Here is a 21240-nt window from a genome sequence, read left to right as displayed (position 1 = left end):
GGCAAACTCGCATTTATTGTCTGCGTCAGGCCGCTATTTTCGGGCTGAAACTGCTGGAGATCAGGCGATTAATCGCGATTTCAAGAGCTTGATCATCGAATAGTTTATTTTTGCGCACCGCAGCTCCACCCCCGCCGTCCCAGTTTCTCAGTGCTTCACGTACCGCAGAAACGGTCGGAACAACCCCTTCCTTAATCAGCAACCAATCGACGGTCGCGAGTAATTCCATTCCGAAGGGGGATTCAAAGCCATCGATTAATTCAGCTGTGCGCTCTAAAGCTTGGGAATATTCCCTGGCTTCAGTCTTTAGGTAGGTCTGCAAAAAAGCCTTGCGATCTTGATCAAACCAAATCACATCGGTGATTTCCGCATCACTGATACGCTTGTCGCAATGTAGATAGCTACCATCCAGATTGTTGAGCAGATGCTCCAGTCGATTGGCGTATGGCCCGAATTTATGAGCGATAAATTTCAGGTTTAGCGGGTTCTCTGTACTTGGAAGTTTTTCAATTGCCCGCTCAAGAAACCAAGCCAGTTTTTGAATCTCGAGCAGACTGCATTCCATGCCCAACACCCAATAGCGTCGAACCAGTTCAGCGATAAGGGCACGGGCCGGCGTGAGCGTCTCTACACCGTTGCGCTTGGCGACATTCAGATATTGATTGGTCGGCTCGAACACCAGCACGTCGACATCCAGATCCCCCAAAACCTCAACGATCTGTTCGCGGACTTCAGGCCACTTCAATCCACCGTTACCAGCACCCAGTGGCGGGATAGCGACTGATTTCACGTCATTCTCAATTAGAAACCGACGCAGGTCGTGCAGACCTTCTGTTATCCAGGCCATTTGCGAAGGTGAACGCCAGTGACGTTTGGTCGGGAAATTGACGATCCAGCGAGGTCCTTCAAGTTCGTTGGTGGCGGTCACGTGCATCTTGCCGGTTTCAACTTCCTTGGCCTTGCACGCCGCTGCGTACAGACGATAGTTCTGCGCAAAGCGTTCTTTGAACATCAGCGCGATGCCTTTTCCCATCACGCCCACGGTGTTCACCGTGTTGACGAGGGCTTCGGTCTTGGCTTCCAGCAGGTTGCCTTGGGTAAATCTGATCATTGGAAATACCATTTGGGACGCGCATGGACAGACAACGTCAGGCCTCGAGCGGCGACGTCTTGTTCTATGCGTTCTTTCATTGCATCGGTGTGGCACATGATGCCCAGTAGTCCCGTAATCGGTAAGTGATGGTGGATCAGCGCTTCCGCTTGATAACGCTCAATTTTACGAGGGTCATCAGGATCGCGCTTGAAGTCGCGCCGTTGAAGGATAGTCCAATCGATCTGGTCGAGATTCGCCAGATCGCTGTAATAGTCTGTCCAACTCGGATAGGCATGTGCGTTTGTAAAGACAAACGGTAGGCCGAGCTCTTCAACGCGATGGAGGCTTGAGACCAGAATGACGATCTCGTCATTGCTGCGTTGCTGCACGCTCCACCCGGAGTGGATGTTCTGCATCATCACCGAGAAGGGCGTGAAATAGAAGGGCACGTAGTCGGCCAGGACGCCTTCGGGTGCGATAGGCACCTGACGGGAACGGCGCTTGTCGATCAAGTCGACGTTGCCGATGTTCACGTAATGAGGTGCCTGTACTTCCGAGTTTGCGCAATGCAGGCCGTTGTCCAGAATCCAGGGCAGGTTATCGCGATGGACGATACGCCAAATCAGAGCTTTCTCTGGATTCAGGCTGGTGTAGTTCATTGATAAAACATTCTCTGATTCACGCTGGTCTGCACATTAACATCCGCTGCCTGCAATTTAGCTACGCAAAGTGCATCGACTTCTTCGCTGGGGGTAAAGATTTTGAAGAAGGCCTCAGGTTTAACAACCCCCGGTGCGAGACACTCGGCCATGCAGATGCTTTTGCAATGAGGGTCCAGGTAATCGCGACTGCTCATGACATCCCACTCGATGGCTTCGAAACCCTGTTCGTAATCAAGTAGCTGTATTGAGTCGCCTGCTAACGGGTGGCGTGGAATGATTTTCCAGCCGTATTGCCTGGCCGTTGATCTGTAGACCGAGATCAGTACAAATTGGGCCTCTGGCCTGTTGCGCTGGACGCTTCCGTCAAATGGATTCTTCGCAAACCAGTGGAAGGGCACGTAATTGTCGAGCTGCAGAGCCTGCCGCTTTTTCAGGATTTCAGCATCTGCGACGTCTTTGAAACCCGAGAGGCCAGCGCGAGGTTTCAAACCATCCTTGAAAATTCCATCCAGGTTTTCAACTGAAGTGAGATGGTAGAGAAGCTTCTGATCCTTGATGCTTTTAACGTCCGACATAGTGGTCTCCTTGACCTGCACATCAACCTAAACTGGATTCAGTTCCGGCCTCGCCCCGTGCTGATGTAACCCTCGATCCGTAGGGGTTGGTAGAACAATCGCTGCGATTCTAGTGTGCCATCACTTTTGGCCACAAGCCCACTAAGGAAATTGGTTAGCAGGGTCAAGCAGCAACACGCCCGAACTCACTCTTCATCAAAATAATCGCGATCCAGCGTCGGCAACCGCAACAAACGCGATGTCGCGCCCACCTCATGATCCATCATCAGATGCACCAGTCGCGTCCCGTCTACCAGCACAATACCGTCCACCGATTTGGCGAAGTCGACGGCGTGCGCCGTAAAACCAGAGGTGGTAATGAACACACCGCGCTTGGCCTTTTGTCCTGCGAGCGCGCCATAGAACGCCTGTAACTCAGGTCGGCCAACCGTGTTCTGCCAACGCTTGGCCTGTACGTAAACCTTCTCCAACCCCAATTTATCGAGCGAGATAATGCCGTCGATGCCGGCATCACCGGAACCTCCGACACGTTGCAAGTCGTTGCGACTGGCGCCGTAACCCAAGCGATGAAGAACATCCAGCACGATTACTTCAAAACGGTTAGGGCTTACTTGCAGCAAGTTGTCCAAAAGGTCGGCCGCCGTGGCATCGCGTAATTCCTTAAGCGCTCGCTCCAGTCGGTCGTCGGGGCTCTCGGTGGCGGAGGCTAGATCGGGCTCCACATTTGGTTGGTCATCCAGTGGCTCGGCGTCAGGCGCGACTTTCAGCTTCACATTCATGTAGCCGATTGCTAAGTGCTCCACATCCGTGGTCGACAGTGGAAATGCATGCTCCTTGGCGTACTGCACGCCTGCGTCGGTCAACTTCCAATAACCGCGTTTGGTACTGCTGGAAAGACCTGCGCGCTTGAGTCGATCGTGTGCCCAGCCTGATCGGTTCTTGTAGGTAGCCTGACCACTGGCGATCAGTTCTTCGCGCTGAGCTTCACTCAGTTGCAGCATTTTTGCTGCTGATTCATGAGCGTCCCGAGCGATTGCACCCTCGGGTTTTGTGGCGAGAAAGCGAAGGATCGGCTCAATGAACTGATCGTAGGTTGGAACGGACATGGGCGCATCCCTGTGCTGAAAGTGTTTTCGTGCCGATCGGATGGCGATTGTAAATCAACGGTGGATATGGAGGGCTTCGCGACTAAAGCGTCTGCAGGTGAAAGCGTAAGTCGCTATGTCAGTTTCACCATCAATCCGCAAAAACACCGCAAAGCGCATTGCCTTGGTAACCATGAACGATCGGTCCCAACATCATGAATGGGCCGCAAGCGTAGAAAGGGGATGGGACTTTTTGCTGCGAGTCGAGCAGAACGGCTTCGTTTCCGAACTCGTCGTTGCCGAAGGACTGCTCGAAATACGATGTGCACACCGGTAGTTTCAATGGCACCGGAATGATCAGTGCCCAAACGGTGATCCCGCACCATTCCCGTGTAGGCGTCGACGTGACCGTTCTGCTGATTTGCGGTGTGATTGATCGATAGCTTTGCGCTTTGTAAGCGTCTGTCTTGACGGTTGTTTTTTCCGGGAGCGATACGATTGCTCCAACACATCCTGAAAGACAAAGGCACGAGGCGGCTGTCAGGCCAACTGATTTCATGTTTGAAGTGATGGTTTTGGGCATCAATGTTGAACGTCCTTGTGGGGTGACTTGAGCAATCTAAGTTGCCGTCGCTTCCAGCAGGCGGGGCTCTGTTATGCGATGAGTTGTGCAAGCACCATTACACAGCGCTCTGCCCGTAAACCGACCCCCGGCCGGTTTTTCAGCAGGCATTAAAAAGCCGGCTTGTGGCCGGCTTCTCGGGGACTGGCTTGGTTTATTTTTGGTAAACCGCGCCAGCCTTCAAAACGTACATCCGGATCTTGCGTCCGGCTGTGGGACTTGGTCAGACAGTGGTCTGCCGCGTCAGGCGTCATCCGGGCCGCTTGGCGGGCCGATGCGCGAATGTGGGGCGCAGGATACTGAGTTTTGTTGGGGATTCCCAGTGCGAAGTGCGGGATAGAGCGTTCTATCCATGAAAAATCCCGTATTTGTACCGACTATCCGGGCCGGTTGCCCCTCACGACAGAAGCTGGCTCAGAGAAACGGCACCACCGGCCGCCGCTTGCCCAGCGTCGACCACCAGAACACCCACCCCAATACATGAATCCTCTGCTCCTCGATCTGCGCCGCGCGGAAGATCTCGTCCGGGTATTCGGCGCTGTTGTGGCTGCGCAGGCGCAATGCGTTGCCGGGCATGCGGTGCAGGTATTTGATGCGCAGCATGCCGTCGTGTTCGATGGCGTAGATTTCGCCGTCCACCACCTGGGTGAGGCCGCGGTCGATGGCGAGGGTGGAGCCGTCTTCGATTTTCTCGGCCATGCTGTTGCCGATCATGTGGGTGCAGATGGCGTCGGTGTGGCGGATCTCCAGTGTTTCTAGGTGGCTGCGGGGCAGGCGGATGGTTTGTTCCGGGTCTTTGATGACATGGGTTTTGTCGGAGCCGGGGGCGACCGGGGTTTCTTTGTAGAGCGGCAATTCGATGTCGTTGGTTTCGAGCACCGTGTAGACGCCGCGAATGGCATGCGCATCGAGGATGTCGCCCGAGTCCGTATGCAGGTGCGGGGCGTCTTTCGGGCCTTCGCCGGTCTTCAGCCATTGGCTGTTGACGGACAACAGGCGCGCAACTTCTTCCATGCGGTACGCGGGTACGCCCCGGGTGTACCAGTTATGAACGTTTTGGGCTTCCGTGCCCCAGAACTTTGCGAATCCCGTGGTGGTGATGTTCGCAGCTTCCAGGAGTGCCTTGAATCTTGGACCGCTAGTGTTCTTTCTCATAAACACGAGTCTACGACCGGCCTAGAGCGGTTTGAATAAACCTTGCGTTCAAAATCAGGGCAAATTTTGCGACGGGATGTAAGACGTCCTTGTGGGAAATTACACACACCAAAACTTTTCTGTAGGTCGCTATAAACAGGCTGTTTAAGCACTTATCTGGCAGGCACAAAAAACCCCGGATCAACCGGGGTTTTCTTCAAGCGTGTCGCAGGTCGCGAGACTTAGCCTTTGTAGGCAGCAACCGACTTGGTGATCGCGGCGCGGGCAGCGTCAGCGCCGTCCCAGCCTTCGATTTTCACCCATTTGCCTTTTTCGAGATCTTTGTAGTTCGCGAAGAAGTGCTCGATCTGCTGGATCAGCAGGGCTGGCAGGTCGGTGTATTCCTTCACGTCCACGTACAGCTGGGACAGCTTGTCGTGTGGGACTGCGATGACTTTGGCATCGCCGCCGCCGTCGTCGGTCATGTTCAGGATGCCGACTGGACGCGCGCGGATCACCGAACCTGGAGCAACCGGGTAAGGGGTTACGACCAGCACGTCCAGGGGATCACCGTCGTCAGCCAGGGTGTTCGGGATGTAACCGTAGTTGGCCGGGTAGAACATCGGGGTGGCCATGAAACGGTCAACGAACAGGCAATCGCTGTCTTTGTCGATTTCGTATTTGATCGGCGCGTGGTTGGCCGGGATCTCGATCGCGACGTAGATGTCGTTCGGCAGGTCTTTGCCAGCCGGAATCTTGCTGTAGCTCATTGGGCGTTGCCCCCGTTAGTTGACCAAAAACACTTGGCCGGATTGACCAAAAAGTGGCGGCGATTATAGGCATATTCTGCCGTGGACGCCATGTACCGGAAGTCGTGCAGACCTTTACTCGTGAGCCTGATAGACCGGGTCGCTGGCCTGAAGTTGCTTCAGGCGCGCCAACGGATCCTGGCGGTAGAAAAGCCGCAGCTGCGCATACACCTGTGGATAAGCTTCGTGCAGCAGATCCGGAGCGCTGAAGAAGTACTCGCTGGTGACGGCGAAGAACTCGGCCGGGTTCTCGGCGGCATACGGGTCGATGGCGGTTTCGGCGTCGGGATGGCGGTCGAGCTGGCGATTGAGGTCGTCGTACGCCGCCTGCATCACCTCGGCCCAGTCGCTGACCCGCATGTCGGCATGCAGCGGTGGCAGGCCGTTGGCGTCACCGTTGAGCATGTCCAGCTTGTGCGCCAGTTCGTGGATCACCAGGTTGTAGCCTTCCCAGCCACCACTGGCCATCACGCCGGGCCAGGCGAGGATGATCGGCCCTTGTTGCCACGCTTCGCCGCTGTGTTCGCCGTCCCACTCATGCTCGACGCCGCTGGCATCGCGATGGCGCTGGGGGCTGAGGAAGTCGTCGGGGTAGAGGACGATTTCATGAAAACCCTGATACCAGTTCAGATCGCCGAGATGCAAAAGTGGCAGTTGCGCCTGGGCGGCGAGCAGCAGGCGTTGTTCCTGATGCAATTCGACACCGGGCAGGGCGGTCAGGTGTTTGTCTTCGAGGAACAGCACGCTGGTTTCGCGCAGCCACTGGTCTTCAGCGGCAGTGATGCCATCGAGAAAACTCAGGTGATGGCGCACCCGCTGCCACATATCGTCGGCAATCGGGTACTTCGCCAGAATGCGCCGGCGTCGCCAGGCGCTCAGCGACCACATCGGCTTAGTGCGATTGGGCTTTGGTGCCGCCGAAACGGCTGCGAACCACGCCGATGATCATCGGAATCAGCGACAGCAGAATGATGCCGACCACCAGCAGCGACAGGTTCTTCTTGATGAACGGCACGTTGCCGAAGAAGTAGCCCAGCGTCACCAGACCGCCGACCCACAGGACCGTACCGAACACGCTGAAACCGAAGAACCGCGGGTAAGGCATCTTCGCGACACCGGCGACGAACGGGGCAAAGGTACGGATGATCGGCAGGAAGCGCGCCAGGGTTACAGTCTTGCCACCGTGTTTGTCGTAAAAGTCGTGGGTCTGTTGCAGATAGTCGCGGCGGAAGATCTTCGAATTCGGATTGCTGAACAGTTTTTCACCGGCCGTTCGTCCGATCACGTAGTTGGTGCTGTCGCCGAGGATCGCCGCGAGCATCAGCAAGCCCGCCAGCAATACCGGATCCATACCGCCGCCCGCAGCCACTGCGCCGGCGATGAACAGCAGGGAATCACCCGGCAGGAATGGCATCACCACCAGACCGGTCTCGCAGAAGATCACCAGAAACAGGATGGCGTAGATCCAAGGCCCGTAATTATTCACCAGCAGGTCGAGGTAAACATCGAGATGCAGGATAAGGTCGAGCGGGTTGAAATCCATGGAGGCACCTGTGGTGATGGCCTGACTCGGCAGACCTGTGCGGATGACTTCGTGTAAGCCTACAAGCGGGTGTAGTTTTTCTTACAAGCCGGAAAGATCGGGATTATACGGGCAGAGGGGTGAAAAGCGCGTTGGTTTTGTAGCGGGGGATGTCGGTGTGAATAAATGTCGGGTTGGCATTCATTTTGGGGAGGGAGTCTGCTCCCTCCCCGCAGGGCACCCCGCGATCAGAGTTCTTCGCTGATCGGCAGCACGTAGTTCTTGAACTCGGTGTCTTCCTTGAACCCGATGGATTCGTAGGTTTTCTGCGCCACTTCATTGTCGGCGCTGGTGGAGACGCGCATGCGCACGGCCTGGGTTTCCTTGGCCATTTTCTTCGCGGTGCGGATCAGGTTGTCGGCTACCAGCTGGCGGCGGGCGTCTTCGGCGACGTAGATGTCGTTGAGGATCCACACGCGCTTGAGCGACAGGGAGGAAAAACTCGGGTAGAGCTGGCAGAAGCCCATGAGCTTCTTGTCGTCGTCATCGGCCAGGGCCAGGTAGATCACCGATTCCTTGCGTCGCAGGCGCTTTTCGAGAAAGGCCCGGGACGAGTCCGGGTAGGGCAGGGAGCCGTAGAACTCGCGGTACTTAACGAACAACGGGGTCAGCAAATCCAGGTGTTCGAGGGTCGCTTGGATAATCCGCATGGTAGGTCTCGTCCTTCAAGTGGCTGTCTTCACGTGGGGCTGACGGCAACGGGAAACCTTGGGCGGCCGTGCGTCGATCCTGCCTCAAACCGGCGCAGAAAGGCAATGCGGAAACGGTTCAGGCTGGGGGCGGATCGAGTAGGAAATTACTCTTCATGTCTGCACCGGCTTCCGATTCCAGCGTCCGAACCTGCGCTTCGTCCTTCAGATTGACGCCCGACAGCTGTCGCCGACAGGCTTCGCGCATCAGGTACAGCAAGCGATGCGCCGCCATGCCGTAACTGAGCCCTTCCAGCCGCACATTGGAGATGCAGTTGCGGTAAGCATCCGTGAGGCCGACCTTTGGATTGTAGGTGAAATATAAACCCAGGCTGTCCGGCGAACTGAGGCCCGGACGCTCTCCAATCAGCATCACGACCATTTTCGCGCCCAGCAACTGGCCAATTTCATCGCCAATCGCCACCCGGCCCTGTTCCACCAGTACCACCGGCGCGGTCGACCATTCGTCGGCGCTCATCTGTTCCTCCAGGCGGGTGAGAAACGGCAGGGTATGCCGATGCACCGCCAGCGCCGACAGACCATCCGCCACCACAATCACCAGATCCACACCGCCCGGATGCGCCTGGGCGTATTCGCGCAGGGTCTGGGCGGATTGATCGCTCAATTTGCGCCCCAGGTCCGGGCGTTGCAGGTAGCTGTTGCGATCCACCGCCGCGCTGTGCAGCAGCAGGCTGTCGCGCTGGCGCTCGGTCAGTTGGGCGCTGAGCCCGGCGTGATCGAACGGCAAATGCACCGCGTCCCGAGCCTGGGCGTGGGCGAACTGGAAATCCAGCTGTGCACGGGTCGGCAGGCTGGTGCCGGTGCGGCCGAGGGCAATGCGCGCCGGGGTCAGACGACGCAGCTCCAGCCACGGGTTTTGCGGATCGACGGGCGGTTTTTCCATCTGACTCATCCCAGTTGCGCCAAGGCCTGGCGGAAGGCCGGCGGCAGGTTGTTGCCAAAGCGGACCTTGCCGTCCGCCTGGGTGAAGATGCCCATGTTCGCCAGCCACTGTTCGAATTCCGGCGCCGGTTTCAGGCCAAGTGTCTGGCGCGCATAGAGCGCGTCGTGGAACGAGGTGGTCTGGTAGTTGAGCATGATGTCGTCGGAGCCGGGGATGCCCATGATGAAGTTGATCCCGGCCACGCCGAGCAGGGTCAGCAGGGTGTCCATGTCATCCTGGTCGGCTTCGGCGTGGTTGGTGTAGCAGATGTCGCAGCCCATCGGCACGCCTAGCAGCTTGCCGCAGAAGTGGTCTTCGAGGCCCGCGCGGATGATCTGTTTGCCGTTGTACAGGTATTCCGGGCCGATGAATCCTACGACGGTGTTCACCAGAAACGGCTTGAAATGGCGCGCCACGGCGTAGGCCCTTGTCTCGCAGGTCTGTTGATCGACGCCGTGGTGGGCATTGGCCGACAGGGCGCTGCCCTGGCCGGTTTCGAAATACATCAGGTTCTGCCCGAGCGTGCCGCGATTGAGGCTCAGACCCGCTTCATAACCTTCCTGCAAGATGTTCAGGTTGATGCCGAAACTGGCGTTGGCCGCTTCGGTGCCGGCAATCGACTGGAACACCAGATCCAGCGGCACACCACGGTTGACCGCTTCTATAGAGGTGGTGACGTGGGTCAGCACGCAGGCCTGGGTCGGAATGTCGTAGCGCTGGATGATCGCGTCGAGCATTTCCAGCATTGCGCAGATCGAGGCGATGCTGTCGGTGGCCGGGTTGATGCCGATCATGGCGTCGCCGTTGCCGTACAGCAGACCGTCGAGAATGCTCGCCGCGATGCCGGACGGTTCGTCGGTCGGGTGATTGGGTTGCAGCCTTGTGGATAACCGCCCACGCAGGCCGAGGGTGCCGCGAAATTGGGTGACGACGCGGATCTTCTGCGCCACCAGCACCAGATCCTGCACGCGCATGATCTTCGACACGGCAGCGACCATTTCCGGTGTCAGGCCGGGGGCGAGGGCGCGCAGGCTCTGCTCATCGGCCGCTTCGCTCAGAAGCCAGTCGCGAAAGCCGCCAACCGTGAGATGGCTGACGACTGCGAAGGCCTGTTTGTCATGGCTGTCGATGATCAGTCGGGTGACCTCATCGGATTCGTAGGGAATCAGTGCTTCCTGCAGGAAATGTGTCAGCGGGATGTCGGCCAGCGCCATTTGCGCGGCGACTCGCTCCCCATCGTTAAGCGCGGCGACCCCCGCCAGGAAGTCTCCGGAGCGCGCCGGGCTGGCTTTGGCCATCACGTCCTTGAGGCTGTCGAAGCGGTAGGTCTGGGCGCCGACGGTATGGGCAAATGCAGCCATGGGGCGCGTTCCTCCTGAATGAATGCTTTTAGTGCGGGCACCGAGCCCGAGGCCCGATGCCGGTGCAGCTCAGTTAGCGTTTAGATACCTTCGAGCATAGCGTCTGCCGGTGCTTCGGAGCGTTGCTTGGCGGTCAACTGGAAGTACAGGTAGCCGGCGGCCATGAAACCCAGGAACACACAGCCGATCAGCGTGTTGAACCAGGCCATCGCCACCAGGCACACCACCGCCAGGAACAGCGCGATGGCCGGCACCACCGGATAGCCCGGTGCGCGGAAGGTGCGCTCCAGATTCGGCTCGGTTTTGCGCAGTTTGAACAGGCTGAGCATGCTGATGATGTACATCACGATGGCGCCGAACACCGACATGGTGATCATCGCCGCTGTCAGGGTCATGCCTTGCAGGTTGACCAGACCGTCGCTGTAGATCGCCGCGATGCCGATCACGCCGCCGGCCAGAATCGCCCGGTGCGGGGTCTGGAAGCGCGAGAGTTTGGCCAGGCCTTTCGGCAGATAACCGGCCCGGGCCAGGGCAAAGAACTGCCGCGAGTAGCCGAGGATGATCCCGTGGAAACTCGCTACCAGCCCGAACAGGCCGATCCACACCAGCATGTGCATCCAGGTCGAGTTGTTGCCGACCACCGCTTTCATCGCCTGCGGCAGCGGGTCGTTGATGTTCGACAGTTGACGCCAGTCGCCGACGCCGCCGGCCATCACCATTACGCCGATGGCCAGGAATACCAGGGTCAGGATGCCGCTGACATAGGCCCGTGGAATGGTGCGTTTCGGGTCCTTGGCCTCCTCGGCCGCCATGGCCGCGCCTTCGATGGCGAGGAAGAACCAGATCGCGAAGGGAATCGCCGCGAAAATGCCCGGAATCGAGCCCATCGTGAACTCATTGGCACCCGACCAGCCGTTCAGCACGAAGTTGCTGAAGCTGAAGCCCGGTGCGACCACGCCCATGAACACCAGCAATTCGGCGACGGCGAGCACGGTCACTACCAACTCGAAGGTCGCGGCGATGCTGACGCCAAGGATGTTCAGGGTCATGAACACGAAATACGCGCCGACCGCCGCGAGTTTCGGATCGAGCCCCGGATATTGCACATTAAGATAGGCGCCAATGGCCATGGCGATGGCCGGCGGGGCGAACACGAATTCGATCAGGGTGGCGATGCCGGCGATCAATCCGCCTTTCTCGCCGAACGCCCGACGGCTGTAGGCAAACGGCCCGCCCGCGTGGGGAATCGCGGTGGTCAGTTCGGTGAAACTGAAGATGAAGCAGGTGTACATGGTCGCGACCATCAGGGCCGTGACCAGGAAACCCAGAGTTCCCGCCGTGCCCCAGCCGTAACTCCAGCCGAAGTATTCGCCGGAAATCACCAGGCCGACGGCAATGCCCCAGAGGTGCAGGGTGCCGAGTGTGGGTTTGAGCTGTGTGGTGGAAGTCATAAGTCCTCTCTGTCTTTTTTATTGTTCGATCTGTTGGACTTTCGGGTGCAGCGGTTGAGTGGGTGGATGCTGTTCACGCAGCGGCAGTGTTCACGCAAATCCTGAATGACGGGTACGCAAGGCCCGTGCCAGAGCGGCCAGGCCAGGAAGTGTCATCGGGATTAAAAGGGCGACACCGATATTTCGGTGCCGCCCTTGGTTTTTAGAAGAAGCCCAGCGGATTGATGTCGTAGCTCACCAGCAGGTTTTTGGTCTGCTGGTAGTGGTCGAGCATCATCTTGTGGGTTTCACGGCCGACGCCGGACTTCTTGTACCCGCCGAACGCGGCGTGCGCCGGATACAGGTGGTAGCAGTTGGTCCACACACGACCGGCCTTGATGGCGCGGCCCATGCGATAGGCGCGGTTGATGTCGCGGGTCCAGAGGCCAGCACCCAGGCCGAACTCGGTGTCGTTGGCGATCGCCAGGGCTTCGGCTTCGTCCTTGAAGGTGGTGATGCTCACCACCGGGCCGAAGATTTCTTCCTGGAACACGCGCATTTTGTTGGTGCCCTTGAGCAGGGTCGGCTGGATGTAATAACCGGAAGCCAGGTTGCCTTCGAGTTTTTCCACCTTGCCGCCGGTCAGCAGTTCGGCACCTTCGCCCTTGGCGATTTCCAGGTACGAAAGGATCTTGTCGAATTGCTGCTCGGATGCCTGGGCGCCAACCATGGTGTCGGTGTCGAGCGGGTCGCCACGTTTGATCTGGCTGACCTTCTTCATCACCGCTTCCATGAACTGCGGATAGATCGATTCCTGAACCAGTGCGCGGGACGGGCAGGTGCAGACTTCGCCCTGGTTGAAGAACGCCAGCACCAGGCCTTCGGCGGCTTTTTCGATGAAGCTTGGCTCGGCCTGCATGATGTCTTCGAAGAAGATGTTCGGCGACTTGCCGCCCAGTTCCACGGTGGACGGAATGATGTTTTCGGCAGCGCATTTCATGATGTGCGAACCGACCGGAGTCGAGCCGGTGAAGGCGATCTTGGCGATGCGTTTGCTGGTGGCCAGGGCTTCGCCGGCTTCTTTGCCGAACCCTTGCACCACGTTGAGCACGCCCGGCGGCAGCAGGTCGCCGATCAGTTCCAGCAGCACGCTGATGCCCAGCGGGGTTTGCTCGGCAGGTTTGAGCACCACGCAGTTGCCGGCGGCCAGGGCCGGGGCGAGTTTCCACGCGGCCATCAGGATCGGGAAGTTCCACGGGATGATCTGGCCGACCACGCCCAGCGGTTCATGGATGTGATAAGCGACGGTATTGCCGTCGATCTCGGCAGCACTGCCTTCCTGGGCGCGCAGGCACCCGGCGAAATAGCGGAAGTGGTCGGCAGCCAGCGGGATGTCGGCGTTGAGGGTTTCGCGGATGGCCTTGCCGTTGTCCCAGGTTTCGGTGATCGCCAGGGTTTCGAGGTTCTGTTCGATGCGGTCGGCGATTTTCAGCAGGATCAGCGAACGGGCCTGGGCAGAAGTGGAACCCCAGGCGTCGGCAGCAGCGTGGGCGGCGTCCAGGGCCTTTTCGATGTCTTCGGCCGTGGAACGCGGGAATTCGGCAATCGGTTGGCCATTTACTGGCGAGGTGTTGGTGAAGTACTGACCTTTGACAGGCGCGACGAACTCGCCGCCGATGTAGTTACCGTACTTGCTCTTGAACGAGACTTTGGCGCCTTCAGTACCGGGGTGAGCGTAACGCATGATGTTCTCCTTGGCTGTTGTACTTATCAGAGAGACGCGCATGAGCGCTTGCTATAAGCGTAGAGCAAAGGTCGGGCCACTGCCGTGCAGGTCAGGCAAATCAAGGCCTTGCGCGATTTGTGTCGGACAAGTGGCAAGCGTCCGTGACGGTATCGGTACAGCTCTGGTGACAGTTTGTACCGCTTCTGGCACAACCCGTGACCGGGCGGTCTTGCCAGCATTGCAAAGACCGGTTGGCTGGAGGATGCTGGGCACCACTTCACGCATGGGCCGATGAGCCTCGGGGAGAATAATAAGAAATGCACGACAACCATTTGAGTCGCCATGCCCAACAGGTTCTCACCGTCACCCAGGGCAAGCCGCACCTGCATGGCCCCGGTGCCGACCCGTCGATCGCCCGCTCGTGGCTGCGTTGTCTTGAGGACTATCACCTCGACCCGGCCCTGACCATGGCGCCGACCGTGCTCGAACACGGTCGAATCCTCGAAAGCCGCGAGCGTTTGCAACAGGTGTTGCAGATTGCCGGCAATGAAATGAGCAGCCTGCATCAACAACTCTCCGGCGCCGGCCACGCGGTGCTGCTGACCGACGCGCGCGGGGTGATCCTCAACTGCGTCACCGCCCCCGCCGAACGCAAGATTTTCGAACGCGCCGGCCTGTGGTTGGGTTCCGACTGGAGCGAGGCCTGCGAAGGCACCAACGGGATCGGCACCTGCCTGGTGGAACGTCAGGCCCTGACGATTCATCAGGACGAACACTTTCGCGGTCGTCACACCGGCCTGACCTGCTCGGCGAGCCCGGTGTTCGACCCGCACGGCGAGCTGCTGGCGGTGCTCGATGTTTCCTCGGCTCGGCATGACGTCTCGCGCCAGAGCCAGTTCCACACCATGGCGCTGGTCAATCTGTCGGCGAAGATGATCGAGAGCTGCTACTTCCTGCGCTGCTTCGATAACCAATGGTTGTTGCGATTCCATCTCCAGGCCGAGTCCGTCGGGCTGTTCAGCGAAGGGTTGCTGGCGTTTGACGGGGAAGGGCGGATCAGCGCGGTCAATCAGAGTGCCTTGAACCTGCTCGGCCATATTCGCGGTGGTTTGCTGGGCAAACCGGTGGAGGCGTTTTTCGATTGTTCGCTGGATGAGTTGCTCGGGCGCGCCAGTGCCAATGCCAGCGCCAGTTGGCCGCTGCGTACTCGCGATGGGCGGCATCTGTTTGCGGTATTGCGCGGCGAAACCCGTCGGCCGCTGCCAGCAGTGCCGGCTCCGGCGCCTTTGGAAGCGCCGCGTCTTGCGGGCATTTGCCTTGGTGATGCGGCGTTGCAGTCGGATTTCCGCAAGTCGCTGCGGGTGTTCGAGCGTGACGTGCCGCTGCTGATCAACGGCGAAACCGGTTCTGGCAAGGAAGCATTCGCCAAGGCTGTGCATAACGCCAGTCAGCGCGCCGGCAAAGCGTTCGTCGCCCTCAACTGCGCGGCAATTCCCGAAAGCCTGATCGAGAGCGAACTGTTCGGTTATCGCGGCGGCAGCTTCACCGGCGCGCGCAAGGACGGCATGCGCGGCAAGCTGCAGCAGGCCGATGGCGGCACGTTGTTCCTCGATGAAATCGGCGACATGCCGCTGGCTCTGCAGACTCGCCTGTTGCGGGTGCTGGAAGACCGGCAGGTGGTGCCGATCGGCGGCGAGCCGGAAGCGGTCAACGTGCGAATCATCAGCGCCACCCACCGCAATTTGCTGGAGCGGGTCGGTGATGGCAGTTTCCGGGAAGACCTTTACTACCGGCTCAACGGGCTGGAAGTGGCGCTGCCGCCGTTGCGCGAGCGCAGTGATAAGTCCCAGCTGCTGGATTTTCTGCTGGCCGAAGAGGCGGGCGGGGAAACGATCCTGATCGAGGAACCGGCGCGCCAGGCTTTGCTCGGGTTCAACTGGCCGGGCAATGTGCGGCAGATGCGCAATGTGCTGCGTACGCTGACGGCGTTGTGCGATGAAGGGCGGATCGGGCTGGAGGATCTGCCCGCGATGTTTCGGCATGTGCAGCCGCTGTTGGTGAAAGCCGATGAAACTGCATCCGAACATCCGCTGGAAGATGCCGAGCGGCTGGCCTTGCTCAGTGCGCTGGAGCAAACGCGCTGGCACATGACCCACACGGCGCAGCAACTGGGCGTCAGCCGCAATACGCTCTATAGAAAGCTGCGCAAGCACGGGATTGAGCGGCGTGTCAGTTAAAAGCCCCTCACCCTAGCCCTCTCCCAAAGGGAGAGGGAACTGACCGCGGTGTCTTTTGGCATACATCGACCTGAGCGACCGAGTCGATTATGGATTCGGGCCGGAGTTCACCGTGATGTGTCAGGTCGGCGTACCTCGAGAGAACACGACGGTCGGTTCCCTCTCCCTTGGGAGAGGGCCAGGGTGAGGGGCGCGATCTCAAGTCGGACACAAATCCAGACCTCCACCCTCAATCAGCTAAAGAGTGCGATTTCCCCCTCCCTGCGCTAACCTGCGGCCATGTTTTACGAGGTCGACTATGCACATTCATATTCTGGGTATCTGCGGGACTTTCATGGGCTCGATGGCGGTTCTGGCCAAAGAGCTGGGCCATCACGTGACTGGCTCCGATGCCAACGTCTATCCGCCGATGAGCACCCAGCTCGAAGCCCAGGGCATTCAGCTGACCCAGGGTTACGACCCGGCGCAGCTTGATCCGGCACCTGATCTGGTGGTGATCGGCAACGCCATGTCCCGCGGCAATCCGGCAGTGGAATATGTGCTGAACAAAGGCTTGCCGTACGTGTCCGGCCCGCAATGGCTGGCCGACCATGTGCTGCAAGGTCGCTGGGTGCTGGCGGTTGCCGGTACGCACGGCAAGACCACCACCAGCAGCATGCTCGCCTGGGTGCTGGAGCACGCCGGCATGAGCCCGGGTTTCCTGATCGGCGGCGTGCCGCAGAACTTCTCGGTGTCGGCGCGTCTGGGCGGCACGCCCTTCTTCGTGATCGAGGCCGACGAATACGACAGCGCGTTTTTCGACAAGCGTTCGAAGTTCGTCCACTACCGTCCGCGCACGGCGATCCTCAACAACCTCGAGTTCGATCACGCTGACATCTTCCCCGATCTGCCAGCCATCGAGCGGCAGTTCCACCACTTGGTGCGCACCATTCCGAGCGAAGGCCTGGTGATTCACCCGACCACCGAACCGGCCTTGCAGCGTGTGATCGAGATGGGCTGCTGGACCCCGGTGCAGACCACCGGTGCCGGCGGTCAATGGCAGGTCAAGTTGCTGAAAGACGATGGCTCGGCGTTCGAAGTGATGTTCGAAGGCGTTTCCCAAGGCGTGGTCGAGTGGGAATTGACTGGCCAACATAACGTTGCCAACGCCCTGGCCACTCTGGCCGCAGCACGTCACGTCGGCGTTGTGCCGTCGATGGGCATTGCCGGATTGAGCGCATTCAAGAGCGTCAAACGCCGGATGGAAAAAGTCGCGGAAGTGCGCGGTATTACCATCTACGACGACTTCGCCCACCACCCGACCGCGATTGCCACCACCCTTGATGGCCTGCGCAAACGTATCGGCGATGCGCCGCTGATCGCGATCATCGAGCCGCGCTCCAACTCGATGAAGCTCGGCGCCCACCGTGACGGTCTGCCGGACAGCGTGGTCGATGCCGATCAGGTGATCTGGTACGCCCCGGCCAACCTCGGCTGGGATCTGGCAGGCACCGCCGCACTTTGCACCGTGCCGTCGATTGTCAGCGATTCGCTGGAAGGCATCATCGAACGCGTGAAGAGCCAGGCTCAGCCCGGTACTCACGTGGTGATCATGAGCAACGGCGGCTTCGGCGGCCTGCACGGCAAACTCGCCGAGGCGCTGAAATGAACACTCGTCTGGCGAGCAATGGCCCGGAACGCATAACGCTGGCGATGACTGGCGCGTCCGGCGCCCAGTACGGCTTGCGCCTGCTGGATTGTCTGGTGCGCGAGGATCGCGAGGTGCATTTCCTGATCTCCAAGGCCGCGCAACTGGTTATGGCCACCGAGACCGACGTGTCGCTGCCGGCCAAGCCACAAATGATGCAGGCGTTCCTCACCGAATACACTGGCGCGTCCGCCGGGCAGATCCGTGTGTACGGCAAGGAAGACTGGATGTCGCCGGTGGCCTCGGGCTCTGGCGCCCCCGCCGCCATGGTGGTGGTGCCGTGCTCGACCGGCACCTTGTCGGCCATTGCCACCGGCGCCTGCAACAACCTGATTGAGCGGGCGGCGGACGTCACCTTGAAGGAGCGTCGCCAGTTGATTCTGGTGCCGCGCGAAGCGCCGTATTCGAGCATTCACCTGGAGCACATGCTCAAGTTGTCGAACATGGGCGTGACCATCCTGCCGGCCTCGCCGGGCTTCTATCACCAGCCGCAGACCATCGATGACCTGATCGATTTCGTGGTGGCGCGGATTCTCAATCTGCTGGGCATTCCCCAAGACATGCTGCCGCGTTGGGGCGAACACCATCTGAGCAGCGATGAATAAGCTGCTGGCGATGCTGCTGATCTTGCAACTGACCGGCTGCGCCACCGTGCGCACGCTCGATGCCGCCAAGTCCGGCGCGCCGGTGGTGTATTCCGGCACGCGGCTGGATCTGTATGCGATGAATGGCGGATGTTGTGCGATGGATCGATTCGGCGTCGAGGCACCGAGCTATCCCGGTGTGGATCTGCCGGCCAGCGCATTGCTCGATACGCTGCTGTTGCCGTTGTCGTTGCTGACGGTCATCGGTGTAGGGTTTCAGGCGACTGGCGGGTTATGAAAATCAATGGCACGACCCCGCAGGGGCGTGCCATTGAAGCTCCCTATAACGTGATCGTTTCGGGCGGAAAGACGATGTCGTCGGAGAATATGTCCTGTCCCGCCGGCAATTCGATAACGCGCTTGCCGGCGTTCGCCACTTCATCGATCAACCCGTCATATTCGTCCCGGTTCAATTCTCCTGCCCGCGTGCGGGACTCGATGGCGTCGGCAGGGTTTTGATCCGATCCCGTGGCGTGCTTCAACGCCTGCAAATGGATATCTTCCACTGTCGCCGCGCGGGTCATGCCCGAGTTGACCAGCCAGACGCGCCTCGACGTGAAGCCGATCGACGACATCGATACATGGCCTTCCATCTTCATGCTCGGGAACCACGTTTTGCCATCCGCAGGGCTTCGTTCGAGCCGCGTCGGGTTGTAGACGCGGTTGTCCTGTCCCGCAACGACTTCCACATTGCGGGTATCGAGCAGGTAGCAAAACCGGATGCGTTGAGCGGGGGGCGTCGAAGTGCCGCTGGTTGTCTGGTGCGCCTCTATGCCTGTCACTCCTCTGGTTTCATTCGCAAAGTCCATGGCGGTCTTCAGGCTGAACATTGCACTGACGGGTGTCTCGCTCGTGGTGCCCACAGCCGATACCACGCTTGGGACCATGGCCCCGGGCCGGGCTATTTCGAAAGGTGTCCGGTCATCCACTTTGAACACGGCAGGAATGTCGGTTCTGTACAGATAATTGTGCGTGTTGCGCTTGAAGCCGCTGAGCCGCAACAGCTCCTGAAAGAAGGGTTCGGTCAGACTCGCCTTCAGCAGGCTGGTGCCTTCTCCCTGATTTCTCAGCTGGATGATTTCAGCATCGATTTCCGGCAGAAACGGTTCGAAGAGTTTTTCGTTGGTTACCAGCCGGGTGCGATCCTGATAGGTCTTGACCCATCCAGGCATTTCATCATTGATCAGGTTCTTGAACTGCCCTGTCGGCGACAGCTCCTTGCACAGTCGTATTAGTTGCTGGACGGAAAGATTGTAGGGCTGGAACCGGGCGAGGATTTGCTCTCGTGTTTTGAGCGGAGAATCAGGGTTGGTCCACAGCCGCAGGTAGTCGAACAGTTGTTCACGCTGGGAAGGGTATTCCCGTTGTTTGACCCAGGCAGGCGGTTTCTGATGGCGCGCAACCTCCCGACGAAAGCGCACGATGTCGGGTCCTTCGATCCGATAGAGGTTCCAGATGTCGATGTCCCGCCAGAACGGGCGCAGAACATTCTCTTTGTAGATCGGATAATCGGTGGCTTTGACGACAGTCAGTCTGGCACCTTCACGAAACGCCAGTTGTGTGAGCGGTCCATGATTGTCATTCAAGCCAGGCTTGCGTTGCATTTCGACATAACCATGGAAATTCGACTTGTCGAGATCCCAGGTGTAGTGGCGCTGATCACCGTAGGCAAGCGTGGCGTCCGCTGTCCCGGACGTGTCGGGTGTTGATGTGCGTGGAGAGGGCGAGCCGGGTGTTGGCGGGCTTGGCAATGGCGTTTGTGGGCCAGATGGGCTGCGGTGCAAGGTGACGGACTGGAGGTGTTCTGCCCATTGGGCGGGCGTGCGGTTCTGATGGTTCAGGAGGCTGTTGAACAGGTCGCGATCCATGTCCATGCCAGACCAGCGGTACAGCTCGTCAAACAGGTAGGCGTTTTCCATCCGTTGTGTCCGAACGGTAGCCCATAGAGGTTTCTTCCCGGTGCTGTGCGCTTCGCTGCGGAAACGGGTGATTTCTGCGCCCTGTATCCCGTAGAGATCCCAGATATCGCGGTCTGTCCAGGCTGTTAACAGTTCGGCTGGCTGATCGATTCGCGAAGCGGAAGGCTCGACACTGACAAACGAGCCGCTTTCGTCCATGAATGCATGATGCAGCGGCGGTCCGATCTCTTCGGTCCGGCGCATTTTTCGGTGCAGGACCACATAGCCATGGTGATTGTTGGCCTTCTCGTTCCATACGTAATGTTGGGTATCGACGTAAATCGGTGCAGTGTTCGGCTGCGTCCTGGCCGGTCCCGGCAGGTGGGGCTGTGCTGCGTTATCGTCGGTATTGTCTGCCTGCCGGTGTACCGTGGACTCGAGGGCCTGACTGATAACCCATGGCTCAGCGACCCGCCAGGTATTGCTTTCGGTGTCGAATTGCAGGACGGGGCCCGAGGGCTGCGCTTCCTGTGGGCGCATCGCTCGGTAGGTTCCTAGGCCTTCGTCCCAGGCCACCATGACCGTCGTGGTCGTGGTGTATTGGACCTCGGCATAAATGCGTCCCCTGTGAACCCGCAACCCTTCGGTGTTGACGGCGGGTAATCGCGTTCGCAGTTGCGCCGGTAACTCGTAGTGACGGATCGATCCGCTCGCATGTGGGTCGCTGGATGAGCTTCCTTGAGTGTCTCCAGGCGGGTGGGTCAGATCCTGAATCTGTATCGCGGGCAATGTGTCACTTGAAGAAAGTGGGGCAGGCGCCTCCGTGGGGCGGCTGGCGCTGTCTGTTTCCGGGGATCGAATCAAACCCGGGAAATCATGACGCTGAGTCGGCGATGTTTCCGGAGTCGACCTGTCGAGGGTGGGTGGCGTTTTGCTGGTGCCTTTCGACGTTTTTGTTTGCGGTGCCATCAAGGAGTCCTTTCATTGATTGCCTGACGTGCTGTGGTGTCATCCCATGGCGGAATGGCCGTAGACGCAGGTGTGCTGGAGGGCACGTTATCCA

The 21240-nt window shown here is 59.2% G+C and carries 19 protein-coding genes; 4 read left to right on the top strand and 15 right to left on the bottom strand.

Annotated features, from left to right (window positions below):
• Positions 1–25: 25 nt before the first annotated feature.
• The 14 genes from darG to exaC all read right to left on the bottom strand — a co-directional run bounded on the left by darG (position 26) and on the right by exaC (position 13729).
• Positions 26–1111 carry a type II toxin-antitoxin system antitoxin DNA ADP-ribosyl glycohydrolase DarG gene (darG, locus tag L6D82_RS09815; RefSeq protein WP_085747631.1) on the bottom strand — a complete coding sequence of 362 codons (1086 nt, stop codon included), beginning with the start codon at positions 1109–1111 and terminating at the stop codon, positions 26–28.
• Positions 1108–1752, bottom strand: coding sequence for a type II toxin-antitoxin system toxin DNA ADP-ribosyl transferase DarT (darT, locus tag L6D82_RS09810; protein WP_074691609.1), 645 nt, complete (start codon positions 1750–1752; stop codon positions 1108–1110). The genes darG and darT overlap by 4 nt, the downstream gene beginning before the upstream one ends.
• Positions 1749–2330 carry a DarT ssDNA thymidine ADP-ribosyltransferase family protein gene (locus L6D82_RS09805; protein ID WP_085747632.1) on the bottom strand — a complete coding sequence of 194 codons (582 nt, stop codon included), beginning with the start codon at positions 2328–2330 and terminating at the stop codon, positions 1749–1751. The genes darT and L6D82_RS09805 overlap by 4 nt, the downstream gene beginning before the upstream one ends.
• 185 nt (positions 2331–2515) lie before the next feature.
• The gene (locus tag L6D82_RS09800) at positions 2516–3436 is read right to left on the bottom strand and encodes a restriction endonuclease (protein WP_236188898.1); all 921 of its coding nucleotides are present in this window, start codon (positions 3434–3436) and stop codon (positions 2516–2518) included.
• 130 nt (positions 3437–3566) lie between these two features.
• Positions 3567–3998, bottom strand: a complete 432-nt coding sequence (locus L6D82_RS09795; protein WP_080770657.1) for a hypothetical protein — start codon at positions 3996–3998, stop codon at positions 3567–3569.
• A gap of 453 nt (positions 3999–4451) precedes the next feature.
• On the bottom strand, positions 4452–5192 hold the full coding sequence (locus tag L6D82_RS09790) for a S24 family peptidase (protein WP_085747634.1): 741 nt from the start codon (positions 5190–5192) through the stop codon (positions 4452–4454).
• Between the two features lie 221 nt (positions 5193–5413).
• A complete protein-coding gene (gene ppa / locus L6D82_RS09785) occupies positions 5414–5941 on the bottom strand; it encodes an inorganic diphosphatase (RefSeq protein ID WP_007933577.1) in 528 nt (175 codons plus the stop codon).
• 114 nt (positions 5942–6055) lie between these two features.
• Positions 6056–6868 carry a M90 family metallopeptidase gene (locus L6D82_RS09780; RefSeq protein WP_085747635.1) on the bottom strand — a complete coding sequence of 271 codons (813 nt, stop codon included), beginning with the start codon at positions 6866–6868 and terminating at the stop codon, positions 6056–6058.
• A gap of 4 nt (positions 6869–6872) precedes the next feature.
• A complete protein-coding gene (locus tag L6D82_RS09775) occupies positions 6873–7523 on the bottom strand; it encodes a DedA family protein (protein ID WP_011336118.1) in 651 nt (216 codons plus the stop codon).
• Between the two features lie 227 nt (positions 7524–7750).
• Positions 7751–8212 (bottom strand): GNAT family N-acetyltransferase, encoded by a 462-nt coding sequence (locus L6D82_RS09770; protein WP_074691599.1) that lies wholly within the window; start codon positions 8210–8212, stop codon positions 7751–7753.
• A gap of 118 nt (positions 8213–8330) precedes the next feature.
• Entirely contained in the window at positions 8331–9164 is an 834-nt protein-coding gene (gene eutC, locus L6D82_RS09765) for an ethanolamine ammonia-lyase subunit EutC (RefSeq protein ID WP_371921023.1), read from the bottom strand.
• Positions 9161–10555 (bottom strand): ethanolamine ammonia-lyase subunit EutB, encoded by a 1395-nt coding sequence (locus L6D82_RS09760; protein WP_236188896.1) that lies wholly within the window; start codon positions 10553–10555, stop codon positions 9161–9163. Before L6D82_RS09760 ends, eutC begins: the two co-directional genes overlap by 4 nt.
• 80 nt (positions 10556–10635) lie before the next feature.
• A complete protein-coding gene (gene eat / locus L6D82_RS09755) occupies positions 10636–12006 on the bottom strand; it encodes an ethanolamine permease (RefSeq protein ID WP_085608773.1) in 1371 nt (456 codons plus the stop codon).
• Between the two features lie 202 nt (positions 12007–12208).
• Positions 12209–13729, bottom strand: a complete 1521-nt coding sequence (gene exaC / locus L6D82_RS09750) for an acetaldehyde dehydrogenase ExaC (RefSeq protein ID WP_007958625.1) — start codon at positions 13727–13729, stop codon at positions 12209–12211.
• 299 nt (positions 13730–14028) lie between these two features.
• On the opposite strand from exaC, the gene L6D82_RS09745 reads away from it, so the two are divergent.
• The 4 genes from L6D82_RS09745 to L6D82_RS09730 all read left to right on the top strand — a co-directional run bounded on the left by L6D82_RS09745 (position 14029) and on the right by L6D82_RS09730 (position 18517).
• Positions 14029–15948 carry a sigma-54-dependent Fis family transcriptional regulator gene (locus tag L6D82_RS09745; protein WP_236188894.1) on the top strand — a complete coding sequence of 640 codons (1920 nt, stop codon included), beginning with the start codon at positions 14029–14031 and terminating at the stop codon, positions 15946–15948.
• Between the two features lie 298 nt (positions 15949–16246).
• Positions 16247–17596: a UDP-N-acetylmuramate:L-alanyl-gamma-D-glutamyl-meso-diaminopimelate ligase gene (gene mpl / locus L6D82_RS09740; RefSeq protein WP_007958628.1), complete on the top strand. Its 1350-nt coding sequence runs from the start codon at positions 16247–16249 to the stop codon at positions 17594–17596.
• Positions 17593–18240, top strand: a complete 648-nt coding sequence (gene ubiX, locus L6D82_RS09735) for a flavin prenyltransferase UbiX (protein WP_007958630.1) — start codon at positions 17593–17595, stop codon at positions 18238–18240. Before mpl ends, ubiX begins: the two co-directional genes overlap by 4 nt.
• Entirely contained in the window at positions 18233–18517 is a 285-nt protein-coding gene (locus tag L6D82_RS09730) for a YceK/YidQ family lipoprotein (RefSeq protein ID WP_236188892.1), read from the top strand. The genes ubiX and L6D82_RS09730 overlap by 8 nt, the downstream gene beginning before the upstream one ends.
• 43 nt (positions 18518–18560) lie before the next feature.
• Here the strand turns inward: L6D82_RS09730 and L6D82_RS09725 are convergent, their stop codons facing one another.
• Complete coding sequence (locus L6D82_RS09725; protein WP_236188889.1) at positions 18561–21146, bottom strand: hypothetical protein; 2586 nt, start codon at positions 21144–21146, stop codon at positions 18561–18563.
• Between the last annotated feature and the right edge of the window lie 94 nt (positions 21147–21240).

Source organism: Pseudomonas paraglycinae, assembly GCF_021601625.1.
GTDB classification, from domain to species: Bacteria; Pseudomonadota; Gammaproteobacteria; order Pseudomonadales; family Pseudomonadaceae; genus Aquipseudomonas; species Aquipseudomonas paraglycinae.
Note: the sequence above shows the minus strand (reverse complement) of the source record. Positions and strands in the feature narration are given on the sequence as shown.